General features: G+C 70.6%; 11 protein-coding genes and 2 tRNA genes. 10 read left to right on the top strand and 3 right to left on the bottom strand.

Annotated elements, in window-relative coordinates; all coding sequences use genetic code 11:
* The first annotated feature begins 145 nt into the window (after positions 1–145).
* The 6 genes from ASF22_RS06625 to ASF22_RS06600 all read left to right on the top strand — a co-directional run bounded on the left by ASF22_RS06625 (position 146) and on the right by ASF22_RS06600 (position 8,165).
* Positions 146–1,237: an AI-2E family transporter gene (locus tag ASF22_RS06625; RefSeq protein ID WP_056168278.1), complete on the top strand. Its 1,092-nt coding sequence runs from the start codon at positions 146–148 to the stop codon at positions 1,235–1,237.
* Between the two features lie 5 nt (positions 1,238–1,242).
* Complete coding sequence (locus tag ASF22_RS06620; RefSeq protein WP_056262732.1) at positions 1,243–1,956, top strand: hypothetical protein; 714 nt, start codon at positions 1,243–1,245, stop codon at positions 1,954–1,956.
* Positions 1,957–2,057: 101 nt separating this feature from the next.
* On the top strand, positions 2,058–4,454 hold the full coding sequence (locus ASF22_RS06615; protein ID WP_244474215.1) for an RNA degradosome polyphosphate kinase: 2,397 nt from the start codon (positions 2,058–2,060) through the stop codon (positions 4,452–4,454).
* A gap of 85 nt (positions 4,455–4,539) precedes the next feature.
* Entirely contained in the window at positions 4,540–6,024 is a 1,485-nt protein-coding gene (gene ppx / locus ASF22_RS06610; protein ID WP_056262729.1) for an exopolyphosphatase, read from the top strand.
* 17 nt (positions 6,025–6,041) lie between these two features.
* Positions 6,042–7,064 (top strand): zinc-binding dehydrogenase, encoded by a 1,023-nt coding sequence (locus tag ASF22_RS06605; RefSeq protein WP_056262622.1) that lies wholly within the window; start codon positions 6,042–6,044, stop codon positions 7,062–7,064.
* Positions 7,065–7,184: 120 nt separating this feature from the next.
* Positions 7,185–8,165: a lipid A biosynthesis lauroyl acyltransferase gene (locus ASF22_RS06600; RefSeq protein ID WP_056262619.1), complete on the top strand. Its 981-nt coding sequence runs from the start codon at positions 7,185–7,187 to the stop codon at positions 8,163–8,165.
* Between the two features lie 114 nt (positions 8,166–8,279).
* On the opposite strand, the gene ASF22_RS06595 is transcribed toward ASF22_RS06600, so the two are convergent.
* The 3 genes from ASF22_RS06595 to ASF22_RS06585 all read right to left on the bottom strand — a co-directional run bounded on the left by ASF22_RS06595 (position 8,280) and on the right by ASF22_RS06585 (position 11,671).
* Positions 8,280–9,554 carry an aminopeptidase gene (locus tag ASF22_RS06595; RefSeq protein ID WP_056262616.1) on the bottom strand — a complete coding sequence of 425 codons (1,275 nt, stop codon included), beginning with the start codon at positions 9,552–9,554 and terminating at the stop codon, positions 8,280–8,282.
* Between the two features lie 62 nt (positions 9,555–9,616).
* Complete coding sequence (locus tag ASF22_RS06590; RefSeq protein WP_056168259.1) at positions 9,617–9,910, bottom strand: DUF2218 domain-containing protein; 294 nt, start codon at positions 9,908–9,910, stop codon at positions 9,617–9,619.
* Between the two features lie 285 nt (positions 9,911–10,195).
* On the bottom strand, positions 10,196–11,671 hold the full coding sequence (locus tag ASF22_RS06585) for an FAD-binding oxidoreductase (RefSeq protein ID WP_056262726.1): 1,476 nt from the start codon (positions 11,669–11,671) through the stop codon (positions 10,196–10,198).
* 206 nt (positions 11,672–11,877) lie between these two features.
* On the opposite strand from ASF22_RS06585, the gene ASF22_RS06580 reads away from it, so the two are divergent.
* The 4 genes from ASF22_RS06580 (at position 11,878) to ASF22_RS06565 (ending at position 13,463) form a co-directional block, all read left to right on the top strand.
* Positions 11,878–12,576: a fumarylacetoacetate hydrolase family protein gene (locus tag ASF22_RS06580; RefSeq protein WP_056262613.1), complete on the top strand. Its 699-nt coding sequence runs from the start codon at positions 11,878–11,880 to the stop codon at positions 12,574–12,576.
* Between the two features lie 2 nt (positions 12,577–12,578).
* Entirely contained in the window at positions 12,579–13,064 is a 486-nt protein-coding gene (locus ASF22_RS06575; RefSeq protein WP_056168254.1) for an NUDIX domain-containing protein, read from the top strand.
* 149 nt (positions 13,065–13,213) lie between these two features.
* Positions 13,214–13,288: transfer RNA gene (locus ASF22_RS06570), tRNA-Gly, on the top strand.
* Between the two features lie 100 nt (positions 13,289–13,388).
* Positions 13,389–13,463, top strand: a tRNA-Gly gene (locus ASF22_RS06565).
* Positions 13,464–13,550: the final 87 nt, after the last annotated feature.

The raw sequence follows: 13,550 nt of genomic DNA, 5'->3' as shown, positions 1-13,550 counted from the left end.
CGCCGCTCTCTTCCGATCCGCTCTTTCGCGACCTCTAACCATTCCCGCGCGCCTTCGCGAGTCTTCTGCGGCATACCTTGACCGCACCCCACCGGCTTCCCACTCTCGTGAGCGCACGGGCGGCGTGCGGGACGGAGGACGGCCGATGCGCGGCAGGGCGGTGATCGGGTGTCTGGCACTCGGCGGAGCTGTCCTGCTCCTCTATCTCCTGGCCGACGTGATGCTGCCCTTCGTGGCCGGCCTCGCGCTGGCCTACCTCCTCGATCCCATCGCCGACCGTCTCGAACGTCTCGGCCTCGGGCGGCTCACGGCCTCGCTCCTGATCCTGGCGATGTTCGTGGTCGCCCTCGTGGTGGCGCTCCTCATCGTCGTGCCGCTGGCCGCCAACCAGATCGCCGCGTTGGTCGCGACCCTGCCCGGCATGGTCGCGCGGCTGCAGGGAATCCTGACGGAGAGGGCTGGCCCGCTGCTGCAGCGCATGGGCGGCGCGGATGTCCTGACCGACCTGCAATCCTCCGTCGGCACCCTGGTGGGGCAGGGCGGGACGTGGTTCCTCGCCTTCCTGAAATCCCTGTGGTCGGGCAGTCAGGCGCTGATCTCCATCGCCTCGCTCCTCGTGGTGACGCCCGTGGTGGCGTTCTACCTGCTCGTCGACTGGGACCGGATGATCGCGGCCCTCGACGGCTGGGTGCCGCCGCGCCACCGCGCCGTGGTGCGCCGCCTCGGCCGCGAGATCGACGGGGCCGTCACCGGCTTCGTGCGCGGCCAGACCCTGGTCTGTCTGATCCTCGGCACCTTCTACGCCGTCGGGCTGTTCGTGGTCGGGCTGAACTTCGGCGTGCTCATCGGCCTCATCGCGGGCTTCCTCACCTTCATCCCGTATGTGGGGACGCTCACCGGCTTCCTGCTCTCCGTCGGCGTCGCCCTGGCGCAGTTCTGGCCCGATTCCGACTGGCTCCATATCGGGCTCACCGTCGGGGTGTTCGCGGTGGGCCAGTTCCTGGAGGGGAACATCATCTCGCCGAAACTCGTCGGCGAATCGGTGGGCCTCCACCCGGTCTGGCTGATGTTCGCGCTCCTGGCCTTCGGCTCGCTGTTCGGCTTCCTCGGCCTTCTGCTCGCCGTGCCCGTGGCCGCTTCCATCGGCGTGGTGGTGCGCTTCGCCCTGAGCCGTTACCTGCAGAGTCCGCTCTATCACGCGGGCTCCCCGGTGCTGCTCCCCAACCGTGAGACCTGATGGCCATCCGCGAGAATGCGCCCCCCAAGCAACTTGCGTTCGACCTGCCCGCCGACCCCCGCTACGGGCGCGAGGACTTTCTGGTCGGTCCCGCCAACGAGGCGGCCTACGGCCTCGTGGAAGCCTGGCCGAACTGGCCCGACACGGTCTGCGTCCTCACCGGCCCGCCCGGCAGCGGCAAGAGCCACCTCGCCTCGATCTGGGCGACGCGGGCCCATGCCTGGACCGCCTCCGTCGCCGAGGTCCAGGCCGCACGGGTGCCGCACCTCGTCTCCAACGGCGCCCTCGTCATCGAGGACATCGACCGGCCCGAGGGTCGCGACGAGGCGGCCCTGTTCCATCTCCTCAACCTCGCGCGGGAGCATGGCAGCCCTGTCCTCGTCACGGCGGCGCAAGCCGTGGAGGCCATGGGCCTCGCGACGGCGGATCTGCGCTCCCGCCTGCGCCTGGCGCCCGGCGCCACCATCCTCGCTCCCGACGATGCGCTCCTGCGCGCCGTCCTCGTCAAGCTGTTCGTGGATCGCCAACTCGTGGTCGATCTCGCCGTGGTCGAGGCCTTGGCCCTGCGCATCGACCGCTCGTTCGGCCTCGCCCGACAGGTGGTGAGCGAACTCGACCGCGACGCCCTCGGGCGCGGCCGGCGCATCACCCGGCCCCTGGCGCTGGCCGTGCTCGCCCGCCTCGGCCTCGATGCCACCAACGACGAGGCCGACGATTAGAGGCTGCGGACCGGAAACTGTCATCGAACCGTCAAGAACCGCGCCTTCCCGCATGCTAGGAAGCCGCCCCTCAGCTTTCAGGAGACAGACACTTGGCGGACATGGAATCGGACGCGACCGCATCGGAGACCGGACCCGCCGAGGCCGAGACCACACGTGCGGTGGCCCGTCCCCGGGCCACACGGTCCGCGCCGAAACGCGTCGCTCAGGAAAAGCCCGCGATCGGTGCGGACGGGCCCGCGGCCCTCGCGGCGGAGGCCGGGCCGGACGTCGATCTGCCCCTGGTGGAGGCGCCCCTGCCCGAGCCGGCACCCGACTTGCCCGCCGCCGCCGACGTCCGCGGCACCGTGCGCGAGGCCGGCCTCGCGCTGCGCCACTCGCCCGAGCGCTTCGTCAACCGCGAGCTGTCCTGGCTCCAGTTCAACCGAAGGGTTCTGGAGGAGGCCTCGAACCCCAACCACCCGCTGCTCGAACAGCTGCGCTTCCTCTCGATCTCGGCCAACAACCTCGACGAGTTCTTCATGGTGCGTGTCGCCGGCCTGCACGATCAGGTCCGCGCCGGCCTCGTCGCGCCCTCGCAGGACGGCCTGAGCCCGGCCGAGCAGCTCGCGCGCGTCGGTTCGGACGTGTCGCGCCTGGCGCTCGACCAGCAGCAGCGCTGGCGCGAGTTGCGCGGTGAACTCCTCGGCGTCGGCATCGAACTCGTCGAGCCCGCCGGCCTCACGCCGGAGCACAAGGCCTGGCTGGAGGAGTACTTCCTCAGCCACGTCTTCCCGGTGCTGACGCCGCTCGCCATCGATCCGGCCCATCCGTTCCCGTTCATCCCGAACCTCGGGTCGACCGTCGCCCTGATGCTCATGCGTCCGCGGGACGGGCGGGTGCTGCGCGCCCTCATCCGCCTGCCGGCCCTGGTCGACCGCTTCGTGCGCCTGCCCGATGCGGACGGGGACGCCACGGCGCGGTTCATCGCCATCGAGCAGGTCATCGTCCTGTTCACCGGACGCCTGTTCCCGGGCTACTCCCTGCGCGGCCACGGGGCGTTCCGGGTGATCCGCGATTCCGATCTCGAGATCGAGGAGGAGGCCGAGGACCTCGTCCTGCATTTCGAGACGGCCCTGAAGCAGCGCCGCCGCGGCATCGTCATCCGCCTCGAGGTCGAGGCCGGCATGTCGGAGGATCTGCGCGCGTTCGTCGCCGACGAACTCGAGATCGGCCCCGATGCGGTCTTCATGGTCGAGGGCATGCTGGCGCTCAACGAACTGTCGCAGATCGTCGGGATCGACCGGCCGGAGCTCAAGTTCAAGGCCTACAATCCGCGCTTCCCCGAGCGCATCCGCGAGAGCGGCGGCGACGTGTTCGCGGCCATCCGGCAGAAGGACTTCACCGTCCACCACCCCTACGAGTCGTTCGACGCGGTGGTGCAGTTCCTGGCGCAAGCCGCCCGCGACCCCAACGTGGTCGCGATCAAGCAGACCCTCTACCGTACCTCCTCGAACTCGCCCATCGTGGCGGCGCTGGCGGAGGCCGCCGAACTCGGCAAGTCGGTCACCGCCCTCGTCGAGCTCAAGGCCCGCTTCGACGAGGAGGCCAACATCCGCTGGGCGCGCAACCTCGAAAAGGCGGGCGCGCAGGTGGTGTTCGGCTTCGTCGAACTGAAAACCCACGCCAAGCTGTCGATGGTGGTCCGGCGCGAGGGCGACAAGCTCGTGAGCTACTGCCACGTCGGCACCGGCAACTATCACCCGATCACGGCGCGCATCTACACCGACCTGTCGTTCTTCACCGCCGATCCGGTGGTGGCCCGCGACGTGTCGCGCATCTTCAACTACATCACCGGCTACGCCGAGCCCGCGGGCCTCGAGCGCATGGCGGTCTCACCCCTGACCCTGAAGCCCCGCCTCCTCGAGAACATCGAGCAGGAGATCGCCCACGCCAAGGCCGGGCGCCCGGCGGCGATCTGGATCAAGTGCAACTCCCTGGTCGATCAGCAGATCATCGACGCCCTGTACGACGCCAGCGCGGCGGGCGTGCAGATCGATTGCGTGGTCCGCGGCATCTGCTGCCTCCGGCCGGGCATCCCCGGCCTGTCGGAGACCATCCGGGTGAAATCCATCGTCGGGCGCTTCCTGGAGCACGGGCGCATCTACTGCTTCGGCAACGGCGTCGGGCTGCCTCACCCCAAGGCGACGGTGTACATCTCCTCGGCCGATCTCATGAGCCGCAACCTCGATCGCCGGGTCGAGGCGCTCCTGCCCATCACCAATCCCACGGTGCATCAGCAGGTGCTCGATCAGATCATGCTGGCTAACCTCCTCGACAACCGCCAGAGCTGGCGTGTACTGGCGTCTGGCGCGAGTGAACGGATCCAGCCGGCCGAGGGCGAGGAACCGTTCAACGCCCATAAATATTTCATGACGAATCCGAGCCTGTCCGGGCGCGGCAAATCGTCGAAGAAATCGAGCCCGCGCGCCCTGAGCCGCCGTGCCCAGCGCGCCTGAGCGCCTTGCCGAAGGAACATGCATGGGCCTCCACCATGCCGGCCCACCCCGCGGCGAGTCCGGGGCCGACGCGTCGCCGGCCTCGATGCGCCGCGAGCCCGTGGCCATCATCGACATCGGCTCGAACTCCGTGCGGCTCGTCGCCTATGACGGCCTGACGCGGGCGCCGACGCCCCTCTACAACGAGAAGGTCCTGTGCGGGCTCGGCCGCAACGTGCTCACCACCGGTCGCCTCAACGAGGAGGCCGTCCGGCGTGCCCTGATCGCCCTCGCCCGGTTCCGGGTGCTGTGCGAGACCATGCGGGTCGCCCGGGTCTTCGTGCTCGCCACGGCCGCCGCCCGGGACGCGCAGAACGGCGCCGAGTTCCTCGCGGCCGCGCAGGCCGCCTGCGGCCACCCCATCGAGCTCTTGTCGGGGCGGCGCGAGGCCGAGCTGTCGGCGCTTGGCGTCGTATCGAGCTTCCACGCGCCGGACGGCGTGGTCGGCGATCTCGGCGGCGGTTCCCTCGAACTCGTGGACGTGCGCGGCGCCACCGTGGGCACGGGCGTGACCATGCCGCTCGGCGGACTGGCCCTTCAGGACCTCTCGGGCAATTCGCCCAAGAAGGCCATCAAGATCGTGCGCGAGCACCTGAAGAAGGCCGCCCCCCAACTCGAGACCCTGCGCGGACGCAGCTTCTACGCCGTCGGCGGCACCTGGCGGGCCCTGGCCCGCCTGCATCAGGCCGCGCGGGGCTACCCGCTCCACGTCATGCACGGCTACAGCGTCGAGCCCTCGGACGAACTCAACTTCCTCGAAGTGGTGGAGCGCACGGACGCGGCCCTGCTGCAGGACGTCGAGAGCGTCTCCGAGGCCCGCCGGCCACTGCTCGCCTACGGGGCGGTGGTGCTGGAGGAAATCCTCCGGGTCGGGCGCCCGCGCGAACTCGCGGTCTCGGCCGCGGGCGTGCGCGAGGGCCTGCTCTACGAGCAGCTCGACCGGGACGCGCGGCTGGCCGATCCGCTCCTGGTGGCGGCCGCCGAACTCAATGCCCTGCGGGCCCGCTCGCCGGGGCATGCCACGGATCTCATCGCCTGGACCGACCGCTTCATCGCCTCCCTCGACGCGCCCGAGACGGCGGACGAGCGCCGTCTGCGGCACGCCGCCTGCCTGCTCTCGGATATCGGCTGGCGGGCGCACCCGGACTATCGCGGCGAGCAGAGCGTCAACGTGATCACCCACGCGGCCTTCGTCGGCATCGACCATCCCGGTCGGGCCTATCTGGCGCTCGCCGTATACTTCCGCCACGAGGGCGTCGCGCCGGAAAAGGCGAGCCCGATGCTGCGCAACCTCGCCGGGGCCCGCCTGTTCGACCGGGCCCGCCTGCTCGGCGCCCTCCTGCGCCTCGCCTTCCCGCTGACGGCCGGAATGACGGGCAGCCTCGGCAATCTTCCCGTCGCCGTCGTGGAGGGGCGCGTCACCCTGACCATGCCGCCCGATTGCGAGACCCTGGCGGGTGACCGCATCCTCAACCGCGTCCGCGGCGTCGGCCGCGTCATCGGCCTCGACGGCCGCATCGTGATCGCCTGAGTCCGGATCGAGACCCCATGCAAGCCCTCCAGCTCTTCGGCGACCGCGACCTGCGCGTGAGCGAGATCGAGGCCCCGGCTCTCCCCGGCCCCGGCGAGGTCCGGATCCGCGTCCGGGCGGTCGGCCTCAATTTCATCGACGTGTGGGGCTTTCGCGGCATGGCCTTCGCCAAGCGCAAGCTGCCCCTCACCGTGGGCGCCGAAGCTTCGGGCGAGATCGCCTGCGTCGGCGAGGGCGTCGAGGGCCTGGCCGAGGGCGACCGCGTGGCCCTCTACGGCGCCCAGACCTGCGGCCAGTGCAAGGCCTGCCGGGAGGGCCGCGACAATCTCTGCGAGAACGTCGCCGGCGTGATGGGCTTCCACATCGATGGGTTCGCCCGCGAGTTCGTGACCATGCCGGCCCGTCTCGTGGTCCGGGTGCCGGACGGGGTCGGCTTCACCGATGCCGCCTGTGCGCCCATCGCCTTCGGCACCGTGCAGCACATGCTGTTCGACAACGCGAAGCTGGAGCCCGGCGAAAGCATCCTGGTCCATGCCGGCGGCTCCGGCATCGGCACGGCGGCGATCAAGATGGCTAAGGCCATCGGCTGCACGGTGTTCACCACGGTCGGCGACGACGCCAAGGGGGACAAGGCCAAGGCGCTCGGCGCCGACCACGTCATCAACTACCGCGACGAACGCTTCGAGGGCGAGGTCCGCCGGCTGACGAAGCGCAAGGGCGTCGACGTGGTGTTCGAGCATGTCGGGCCCGACACCTGGAACGGCTCGCTCCTGTGCCTCAAGCGCGGCGGGCGCCTCGTCACCTGCGGGTCGACCTCGGGCGTCTCCACCACCATGAACCTGATGCAGCTGTTCCAGCAGCAATACCGCATCACCGGCTCGTTCGGCTGCTCCATGGCCAACATCCGCCAGTCGCTCGCCAAGATGGCCGAGGGCCTCACCCCCGTGGTGGATACGATCCTGCCGCTCGCCGATTTCGCCCAGGGGCTGGAGCGCCTCGAATCCCGCAAGGTGTTCGGCAAGATTCTCGTCACCCTGTGACGGAGCGTCTCGCCGGGGCCGCCCGGCCGTTGGACGCAGACCGGGTGCACCCCCGCGAGAAAATGATCTAAGCGGGGAGGGTGAGCGTCGCCGTGAGCGCTCGTCCGCACGGAAATCGCCTTGCTCCGCCTCGCTCTGGTCCTGAAACGCCACCTACCGCGCCTTGCCGGGCTGGCGATGATCCCCCTGATCCGGACCCTGTTCTGGCTGGCGCGCCGGCTCGGCACCGACCGGGCGAGCCGGATCGGCGGGCGCTTGGTCCGGACCGTCGGCCCGTTCCTGCCGGCCCATCGGACCGCCATGGCCAACCTCGCGGCCGCGTTCCCCGACCTCGATCCGGCCGCCCGGCGGGCGCTGGCGGCGGAGGCTTGGGACAATCTCGGCCGAACGGGCGCCGAATACGCCCACCTCCACACCCTGTTCGATGCCGACGACACCGATCCGTCGAGCCAGCGCATGCAGGTCTCGGGCGAGGGCCATTTCGCGGACCTGCGCGACGACGGGAAGCCGGGGCTGATCTTCTCGGCGCACCTCGCCAACTGGGAATTGCCGGCGATCTGCGCGGCCCGCTACGGCCTCGACGCCACGGCGATCTTCCGGCCGCCCAACGACGCGGCCTCCGCGCGGCTCGTGCAGGAGGTGCGCCGCCAGACCATGGGCGGCCTGGCGGCGGCCGGGCAGGGCGCCGTCTTCGCCATGCAGGGCGTGGTGGAGCGCGGCGGACACCTCGGCCAGCTCATCGACCAGCATTTCACCCGGGGCGTCGTGGTCGAGTTCTTCGGCCGCCCCGTCCTCGTCAACCCCCTGCTCGGCAAGCTCGCCCGACACTATGAATGCCCGGTCCACGGCGTGCGCGTGGTGCGGCGGGAGGGCGCGCGCTTCGCCCTCGAACTCACCCCACCCCTCGATCTGCCGCGCGACGCCAAGGGCGAGATCGACGTCCAGGGCGCCATGCAGGCCATGACCCGGGTGGTCGAGGACTGGATCCGCGAGAATCCCGGACAATGGCTCTGGATGCACCGGCGCTGGCGCCCGGCCATGCTGCCGAAGCCGAAGGCGCCGGCGACATCCGCCACCGAGGCGGCTGCGCCCGCCACCTGATCCGGGTTCGAAGGGCCAAGCCCTTCGCGGGTCCAGGGCAGCGCCCTGGGTTCTTCGTCGGGCTCCGCCCGACACCCGCCGATGGGCGGGCCCTTCGGAATCCCGGAACTGCGCTCAGTCGATCCACTCGCCGGCGCGCATCACCGGGATCGCCCGGCCCTCCGCCGTGAGGCCATCGACGTCGACCGCGGCCGAACCGATCATCCAGTCGATGTGGATCAGGCTGCGGTTGGCCCCGCGCGCCACCAGATCCGCCTCGCTGAAATCCGCGCCGCCGTTGAGGAAGCACTTGCTGTAGGCTTGGCCGAGCGCGATGTGGCTCGCGGCATTCTCGTCGTAGAGGGTGTTGTAGAACAGCAGCCCCGAGGCCGAGATCGCCGAGGAGGCCGGCACCAGGGCGACCTCGCCGAGTTGGCGCGCACCCGCGTCGGTCTCCAGGACCTTGGCGAGCACCGCGCCACCCGTGCGCGCCTCGGCCTCGACGATGCGGCCCGCCTCGAACCGCACCCGGATGCCGTCGATGAGGGTGCCCTGATAGGACAGGGGCTTGGTGCTCGTGACGAACCCGTCGACCCGATCCTTGTGGGGTGTGGTGAACACCTCCTCGGTGGGGATGTTGGCGTTGCAGGTGATGCCGCTGCGCGAGACCGAGGCGCCGCCGCACCATTCGTGGTCGTCGGCGAGCCCCACCGTGAGGTCCGTGCCCGGACCCTGGAAGCGCAGGGCCGCGAAGCGATGGGCGTTGAGGGTGCCCATGCGGGCGTGGAGCGCGGCGTTGTGCGCCTCCCAGGCGCCGATGGGGTCCGGCCCGTCGACCCGCGAGGCTGCGAAGATCGCGTCCCACAGGCGGGCCACGGCTCCGTCCTCGGGGAGATCGGGGAACACCGTGCGGGCCCACGGCACGGTGGCGGCCGAGACGATGGTCCAGTTCGTGGCGAAGTTGGCGATGAGTTCGAGGGCCGGCACGTAGGCCTGCGAGCGGGCGCGGTTGGCGCGCGACACCCGCGCCGTGTCCTGGCCGGCGAGCAGCGCGGGGTCGTCACCCGCCACGGCGAGGCGCGCGGCGCCGTTGCGGTAGGCTTCCGCCATGCCGGAATAGAGCCATCCGGCGGCCGTGTCGAAGGCCTCCTCCGGGGCGTAGGCGAAGCGCGCCAGGGTGGCGGCGTCGTCGGAGTAGAACGTGGTGACCAGGGAGGCGCCGGCCTTGTACGCCTCGACCGTGATCGCCCGCACGAGGGCGACGGTCTCCAGGGGCGCCGTGATCACGAGTTCCTGGCCGGGCCGCAGCCCGAGGCCGACCTTGACGGCCACTTCCGCGAGGCGTTCCAGGCGTGTGGCATGGGCGGATGGAGCCGAGCCCGCTCCGCCGGCCTGACCGTGCGTATCCATCCCTTGATCTCCCTCGAACCTGCTGTGAGCGTTCGCTCAAGATCAGGTCCCGGGAGATCAGGTCAAGCGGCGCGCGACCAAGTGATCTCGCCGAGGTTCTCGCGGAAGGCAAAGCGCAGGAGGTGATCGGAGACCACGTTCTCGAGGCGGGTCAGGGCCGCGGGATCGGGCGTCGCCACCCGCATCAGGAGGGCGTCGGCCTCGGCCTCGAAGGTGCAGACCCGATCCTCGCCGAACGGCACGCGGCCGGCGTCATCGGTGGCCTCGACGGGGAACTTGTGGCTCCAGTGCCGGCAGAGCTGCTTCAGGTAGCGGCTCGCCTCGGCCGTGGGGACTCTCGCCTGAGAGGTCGGCATCGTCGGATCTCCATCGCTGCCCCAGAGGGGCGGGGTCGCGCCACGGCGCAATCGAATCTTCGGGGCGGAATCTTCGGACCGATTGAAGGGGGTGACGGTTAAGGCGGGGTAACCTGCCGCACCGCACTGTCCGAAAAACCGCCGTCTCCTCACATCCTTGGGGCCATTGACGCCGATTCTATGGCGCGGCGCGAAACGCAGTCTGAACGGGATTGGTGCGTTGCACAATGACAATCCGGCAATGCGCGTTCGGGTTCCGGCAAAAGAGCGCGTGGACTCCCCGGCTCAGAGGAGGGCGGCCGGCCCGGTGCCCCCGGGCTCCGCGTGCGCGCCCGGTGGAGCCTGCTCCGGGACCACCTTGCCGGGGTTCAGGATTCCGTGCGGATCGAGGGCCGTCTTGAGGCGGCGCATGAGGTCGAGGGCGACGGGGTCGCCGTAGCGGGCGAGTTCGTCGCGCTTGATCAGACCGACGCCGTGTTCGGCGGCGATGGAACCGCCGAGGCTCTCCACCACGTCGTGGACGATGCGGTTGAAGCGCCCCCATTGGTCGAGGAACGCCGCCCGGTCCATGCAGATGGGCTGGCTCAGGTTGAAGTGGATGTTGCCGTCGCCGAAATGGCCGAAGGCGCAGACGCGCAGGCCCGGCATCGCCGCTTCGCAGGCCCGGGTCGCCCGATCGAGGAACGCGGGAAGCGCCGTCAGCGGTACCGAGACGTCGTGCTTGATCGAGCCGCCCTCGCGCCGCTGCACCTCCGACAGGTTCTCGCGCAGGGTCCACAGGGCCTGGTTCTGGGCCTCGCTGGCGCCCAGGGTCGCATCCTCCACGAGGCCGGCCTCGATGGCCTCGCCGAGCGCCATTTCGAGGGCTTCCGTGGCCGGCGCGTCGGGCCGGGTCGAGGAGAATTCGATGAGCGCGTAGGTGCCGTGCCGGCCCGCCAGGGGGGGCGTCGCGCCCGGCGCATGGCGCAGGACGATCTCCAGCCCGAAGGGCGGGATCACCTCGAAGGCGGTGAGGTCGCGCCCCGCCCGGGTGCGCAGGTGGGCGAACAGGGCGAGCGCGGCGGCCGGATCGGCGAGGCCGACGAAACCGACGCCCCGGCTCACGGGCTTGGGAAACAGCTTCAGGACGGCGGCGGTGATGATGCCCAGCGTCCCCTCCGAGCCGACGAAGAGGTGCTTCAGGTCGTAGCCGGCGTTGTCCTTCCGCAAACCCTTGAGTCCGTTCCAGATCCGGCCGTCCGCCAGCACCACTTCGAGCCCGAGGACGAGGTCGCGGGCGTTGCCGTAGGCCAGCACCGCCGTGCCGCCGGCGTTGGTCGAGAGATTGCCGCCGATGCGGCACGAGCCCTCCGAGGCCAGCGACAGGGGGAACAGCATTCCGGCCGCCTCCGCCGCCGCCTGGACGTCCGCCAGGGTGACGCCGGCCTCGACGGTGATGGTGGCGTTGGTGGGATCGACGGACCGCACCCGGGCGAGGCGGGCCAGCGACAGGACGATCCCGCCCTGGGGCACGCCGCCGCCGACGAGGCCGGTGTTGCCGCCCTGAGCCACCACGGGCACTCCGGCGGCGGCGCACCGCTCCACCACGAAGGCCGCCTCGGCCGCGTCGGCCGGGCGCGCCACCGCGAGGGCTCGGCCGCGGTGCAGCCCGCGCGTCTCGACGAGGTAGGGCTCGAGATCCTCGGATGCGGTGAGCACGTGAGCCGCGCCGAGACGGCCGGTCAGGGCGGCCAGCAAGTCGCGGCTCAGGACGTCCTGAATGGGCGAGTTTTGGGCGGGCGAGTTTTGGGCGGGCGAGTTTTGGGCGGGCAAGTCGGGAGAAGGAGGCACGGGAGGATCTCGCGGGGCGATCGTCGAAGGCGCGCGTCGCCGGGATGGCGTGGCCGGGCGCTCTCCCTATGATAGGGGGCGCGCGGCCTCTGTGCAGGGCGGGGGGCCGCGCGTCCGATCCCCGGGAGACCTCAACGATGCTGTCCGTGATCCCCAACCCGCCGCGTATCGCGCTGCCCATCGTCGGCAGCGCGGACCTGTTTCCCGTCCGGCGCGTCTACTGCGTCGGGCGCAACTATGCGGCCCATGCCCGTGAGATGGGCAAGGACCCCGAGCGCGAGCCGCCGTTCTTCTTCATGAAGCCCGCCGACGCCCTGCAGATCGTGGCCGGCCCGCACGCGGTGGAGCACCCCTATCCGCCCCGCACGGAGAATTATCATTTCGAAGTCGAGATGGTGGTGGCCCTGTCCACCGGGGGCGCCGACATCGCCGTCGCATCCGCCCTCGACCACGTCTACGGCTACGCGGTCGGGCTCGACATGACCCGGCGCGATGTCCAGGACGAGGCCAAGCGCCTCGCGCGGCCATGGGACCTCGCCAAGGCGGCCGATGCCTCCGGGCCCATCGGCCCGCTCCATCCCGTCTCGGCCATCGGGCATCCGGACCACGGCGCCATCACCCTCGACGTCGACGGCACCGAGCGCCAGCGCGGTGACCTGTCGGAGATGCTGTGGTCCGTCTCGGAGCAGATCGCCTACCTGTCGGCCTACTTCACCCTGCAGCCGGGCGACCTCATCTTCACCGGGACGCCCTCCGGCGTCGGGGCGGTGGCGCGGGGCCAGACCCTGCGCGCGGCCATCGACGGCCTCGGTGCGATCGAACTGCGCGTGGTGTGAGGATGCCCTCGACGCTGGGGCTTCTGGACCGGCCGCTGCTGCGCCGCCTGTTCCATCTGGGCGCCCTGGCCACGCGCGGGATGACGCTCGGGGTACGCGGCGCGGCCATCGACGGGCAGGGCCGCGTCTGCCTCGTACGCCACACCTATGTGGCCGGGTGGCACCTGCCAGGCGGCGGGGTCGAGGTGGGGGAGAATGCTGTCGCGGCGATGATCCGCGAGTTCCGCGAGGAGGCCGGGATCGTGGTCGATCCGGGGGAGACCCTTCGGCTGCACGGGTTCTACCACCACGCGACGGGAGCGGGCCGCGATCACGTCGCCCTCTACCTCGCCCCGGCCTTCACCGTGCCGGCCGCCAAGCGTCCCGATCGGGAGATCGCCGAAAGTGGGTTCTTCCGCCTTGATGCGCTCCCCGAGGCGACGACGTCCGCCACCCGCGCGCGCCTGCGCGAGATCCGCGAAGGCCTGCCGCCGGCGGCGCAGTGGTGAGGTGCGATCGCCCCGGGGCCCGCTGAATTCCACGAAACGCGCCGGCTACGGGAATCGGCCGGACGGCCCTTGCAACGCTCGGCGGAATGGTGTTTAGAGACGCCGTCCGGGGCCGCCGGCGGTTCTTTCCACCAGCGGCGCGGTTGTGAGCGGGTGTAGCTCAGGGGTAGAGCACAACCTTGCCAAGGTTGGGGTCGAGGGTTCGAATCCCTTCGCCCGCTCCAATTCGACCAAGACGACGCGACGCCGCGGCCCACCCAGGCCTGGTGGCTTCGTGAAGAAGACGATCCCGATCGCCAGCCCCGTGCCGGCATCGTGGCGTGAGCGGGTGTAGCTCAGGGGTAGAGCACAACCTTGCCAAGGTTGGGGTCGAGGGTTCGAATCCCTTCGCCCGCTCCAATTTAAATTTACCAAAGTTTCGGCGCAGTCAGGACGGTCCTTTGGGGCCGTTTTTGCGTTTCAGGGCCATGGCTGCGACTCGCCGGT

The sequence above is a fragment of the Methylobacterium sp. Leaf87 genome (assembly GCF_001422775.1).
In the GTDB taxonomy this organism is placed as follows: domain Bacteria; phylum Pseudomonadota; class Alphaproteobacteria; order Rhizobiales; family Beijerinckiaceae; genus Methylobacterium.
This window is presented reverse-complemented; position numbering and strand designations above follow the sequence as displayed.

What these genes read in the sequence shown, in the direction of transcription:
- ASF22_RS06590 (WP_056168259.1), bottom strand. Translation starts at nt 9,910, where the DNA reads ATGCCGACCTCTCAGGCGAGAGTCCCCACGGCCGAGGCGAGCCGCTAC.
- ppx (WP_056262729.1), top strand. Translation starts at nt 4,540, where the DNA reads ATGCGCCGCGAGCCCGTGGCCATCATCGACATCGGCTCGAACTCCGTG.
- ASF22_RS06575 (WP_056168254.1), top strand. Translation starts at nt 12,579, where the DNA reads ATGCCCTCGACGCTGGGGCTTCTGGACCGGCCGCTGCTGCGCCGCCTG.
- ASF22_RS06595 (WP_056262616.1), bottom strand. Translation starts at nt 9,554, where the DNA reads ATGGATACGCACGGTCAGGCCGGCGGAGCGGGCTCGGCTCCATCCGCC.
- ASF22_RS06605 (WP_056262622.1), top strand. Translation starts at nt 6,042, where the DNA reads ATGCAAGCCCTCCAGCTCTTCGGCGACCGCGACCTGCGCGTGAGCGAG.
- ASF22_RS06615 (WP_244474215.1), top strand. Translation starts at nt 2,058, where the DNA reads ATGGAATCGGACGCGACCGCATCGGAGACCGGACCCGCCGAGGCCGAG.
- ASF22_RS06625 (WP_056168278.1), top strand. Translation starts at nt 146, where the DNA reads ATGCGCGGCAGGGCGGTGATCGGGTGTCTGGCACTCGGCGGAGCTGTC.
- ASF22_RS06580 (WP_056262613.1), top strand. Translation starts at nt 11,878, where the DNA reads ATGCTGTCCGTGATCCCCAACCCGCCGCGTATCGCGCTGCCCATCGTC.